The sequence below is a fragment of the Streptomyces sp. SID14478 genome, from assembly GCF_010548525.1.
Classification (GTDB): Bacteria; Actinomycetota; Actinomycetes; order Streptomycetales; family Streptomycetaceae; genus Streptomyces.
This window is the reverse complement of sequence record NZ_JAAGMG010001354.1, coordinates 1-3,405: the sequence shown is the minus strand read 5'-3', so window position 1 is coordinate 3,405 and position 3,405 is coordinate 1. Positions and strand designations below refer to the sequence as shown.

4 protein-coding genes are annotated in these 3,405 nt (G+C 72.3%); all 4 read left to right on the top strand.

The window, feature by feature from the left end:
* A partial coding sequence (locus tag G3I40_RS43270) for a DUF6412 domain-containing protein (RefSeq protein ID WP_239092291.1) occupies positions 1 to 214 on the top strand: 214 nt, incomplete at its 5' end.
* Positions 215 to 310: 96 nt separating this feature from the next.
* A complete protein-coding gene (locus tag G3I40_RS43265; RefSeq protein ID WP_164560276.1) occupies positions 311 to 1,084 on the top strand; it encodes a YidC/Oxa1 family membrane protein insertase in 774 nt (257 codons plus the stop codon).
* A 136-nt stretch (positions 1,085 to 1,220) separates the two neighbouring features.
* Positions 1,221 to 2,078, top strand: coding sequence for a fumarylacetoacetate hydrolase family protein (locus G3I40_RS43260; RefSeq protein ID WP_164560275.1), 858 nt, complete (start codon positions 1,221 to 1,223; stop codon positions 2,076 to 2,078).
* Between the two features lie 121 nt (positions 2,079 to 2,199).
* A partial coding sequence (locus G3I40_RS43255; RefSeq protein WP_164560274.1) for a choice-of-anchor A family protein occupies positions 2,200 to 3,405 on the top strand: 1,206 nt, incomplete at its 3' end.

The window sequence follows — 3,405 nt, the reverse complement described above, 5'->3', positions numbered from 1 at the left end:
CGTCGCGCTCGCCGCGACCGCCGCCGCCGGCTCCGCCCTCGCCGTCTGCACCCTGCTCACCGCACGCTGCGCGCCCGCCGTGCCGCGCCAGCGGGTACGCACCGCGATCCGCGACCGGGAACAGCGCACCGCGTTCCTTCCGCAGCGCGATCCGGACGCCTCCGGGCGCACCAGGCCCCGAGCACCGGGCCGTCCCGTCCCGACGGCCTGCTGACACCGAGCCCGCTCCCAGCGCCGGGTCCGCAGTCCGTCACGCCGAAACCGCACTCTTCCTGTTTCCGGCACGACGTGACCCCCGGAGGGCTCATCCATGTCGTCGTTCATGTCCGTCTTCGCGAGCCTGGTCGAACATCTCGCGACCCTGCTCCAGCCGCTCTTCCACGCCTCGGCCGCGGCCGCCGCGATCATGCTGTTCACCGCGTTCGTACGCCTCCTCGTGCACCCCCTGTCGCGGGCCGGTGCACGCGGCCAGCGCGCCCGCCTCAAGCTGCAGCCGCGCATCGCCGAACTGCGCAAGAAGCACAAGAAGAACCCGGAGGCGATGCAGAAGGCGATCATGGAACTGCACCGCGAGGAGAAGGTCTCCCCGCTCTCGGGCTGCCTGCCCATGCTGTTCCAGATGCCGGCGTTCTTCCTGCTGTACCACCTCTTCTCCAGCAAGCGCATCGGCGGCGACCCCAACGAGCTGCTCGGCCACACCCTCGGCGCGGCCCCGCTCGGCGGGAACTTCAGGCACGCCCTCGCCCACGGCGGGCTCTTCGGCCCGCAGGGGCTCGTCTACGTGGCGCTGTTCGCGCTCGTCGCCGCCGTGGCCACCTTCAATTACCGGCGCACCAAGCGGCAGATGGCGCTGTCTGCGGCCGCCGCACCGGCCACGGACCAGGCGCAGGTGCCGGGCGCCGGGGCGATGACGGCGATGAGCAAGTACATGCCGCTGATGTCCTTCATGACCCTGTTCACGGTGGGCGCGGTGCCGCTCGCCGCCGCCCTGTACGTCGTCACGTCCACGACGTGGAGCGCGATCGAACGGGCCGTGCTGTACCGCGACATGCCCTACGGGGCGGCCGCCGCACTGCCCGCGTAACGGGGCGTCCGTCGGTCCAGTCCGTGAACGGGGTATTGCGGACTGGACCGCGAACTTGGAGGATCGACCAGACCTCCGATGGTTGAAGGCCGCACCTTGCCATGGAGGCTCCTCCTAGAACAGAGGGAGTTACACCATGAAGCTGCTGCGAGTCGGTCCGGCCGGAGCCGAGCGCCCCGCGCTCGTCGACGCCGAGGGCACCCTGCGCGACCTGTCCGCCCTGGTGGCGGACATCGACGGGGCGCTGCTCGCGGACGACACGGCGCTCGACCGGGTGCGCGCCGCGGCCGCATCCGGCGAACTGCCCGTTCTTGATGCCGCCGGGCTGCGCATCGGCCCGCCGGTGGCCCGCATCGGCAAGGTCGTGTGCATCGGGCTGAACTACCACGACCACGCCGCCGAGACCGGGGCCACCCCGCCCAGCGAGCCCGTCATCTTCTTCAAGGCGGCGGACACGGTGGTCGGGCCGCACGACACCGTGCTCGTGCCGCGCGGCTCCACCAAGACCGACTGGGAGGTGGAGCTGGCCGTGGTCATCGGACGTACGGCCCGCTACGAGGAGTCGGCCGAGGCCGCGCTGGGGTGCGTCGCCGGGTACGCGGTCGCGCACGACGTGTCCGAGCGCGAGTTCCAGATCGAGCGCGGCGGCACCTGGGACAAGGGCAAGAACTGCGAGACGTTCAACCCGCTGGGCCCCTGGCTCGTCACCGCCGACGAGGTCCCCGACCCGCAGGCGCTCGGCCTCAAGCTCTGGGTCAACGGCGAGATCAAGCAGGACGGCACCACCGCCGAGCAGATCTTCTCGGTGGCCGAAGTGGTGCGCTACGTAAGCCAGTTCATGACGCTGTACCCGGGCGACGTCATCAACACCGGCACCCCGGCGGGCGTCGCCATGGGCCAGCCCGAGCCGAAGCCGTACCTGCGGGCCGGCGACGTGGTGGAGCTGGAGATCGAGGGACTGGGCCGGCAGCGCCAGGAGCTCAAGCCGGCGTAGCCGCTCCACCGGGGACGGGCCGCCACGCCGTTCCCCACGCGCCCTGGGGCGCCCCCGCCGTTCGGGGGCGCCCCATGCGTGTCTGCCCCGCATCGACGCGGTTCGTTCACATCATGCGGCTATGCGAAAAATCCGTGCTGCCGTCGTCACCGCCTCGGCCGTCCTCGTCGTCGGGGCCGCCACCGGATCCGCGTACGCCGATCCGCTGCCCGGAGGGCTCGGCCCCTGCAAGGGGAGCACCTGCCCGGGCTCGTACCCGGACCCGAACAACGGGACCCCGAGCGGACGGGACAACAACATCAACGTCTTCGTCGGCGGGGACATGCAGGTACGCCGGGCCGCCGCGGAGGCGGAGGGCAAGGTCGTCGTCCTCGGGAACTTCGACCAGAACAAGGACCCCGGGGTCTCCCAGATCTACAACGTCGGCGTCGCCGGGGTCGGCTCACGCGTCCCGCCGGACAACGGCACCGATTTCCTCACCGTCGGCGGCGACCTGACCGTCGCCCCGGGCCAGCGCCTGCTCGCCGAGGAGGGCGCGGTCAGCGGCGAGGTCCGCTACGGCGGCGCGCACTCCGGCACGGTGAGCCCGGCCGCGGTCAAGGACGCCGCGGCGATCGGACCGTTCCGGACGCTGCGCGGCGAACTGGAGCGCGCCAGCCACTGCTACGCGTACGCGGGCGGCGCCCACCGCCCCGCCACGGGCACCGCCGTCAACGACGGCTCCACCACGCTGTTCACCGGCGACGGCAGCTCCGCGATCCAGGTCTTCGACGTCGACTTCGACCTGGTCAGCAGGGCCGGCGGCCAGCAGTCGTACCGCTTCGCGAACATCCCGGCCGGGGCTACCGTCCTCGTCAACGTCTACGGCGACGCGCGGGAGATCAGCACCTACGACGCGCTGCTCCCGGCCGAGCTGCGCACCCACCTGCTGTGGAACTTCCCCGACGCCACGGACGTGCGGCTCAGCGGCACCACGCAGTTCTCCGGCAGCGCGCTGATGGGCAACCCCGCGGGCACCACGACGGTCACCATGTCCGGCTTCAACGGCCGCTTCTACACGGCCGGTTCCCTCGTGCACGCGTCCTCGGCCTCGGGCGGCGGGGGCCAGGAGTTCCACGCCTACCCCTTCGAGGGCGACCTGCCGACGTGCGACGACACCACGCCCACGCCCACGCCCACTCCGACACCGACGCCGACTCCCACGCCCACACCGACGCCCACGCCGTCCCCGACGCCGAGTCCGTCCGGGAGCACGCCGGGCGTGACCGGCGGCGGCACGACGGGCGGCGGCTCCGACGGCGGCTCCAGCGGCGGCGGTTCGGGCTCC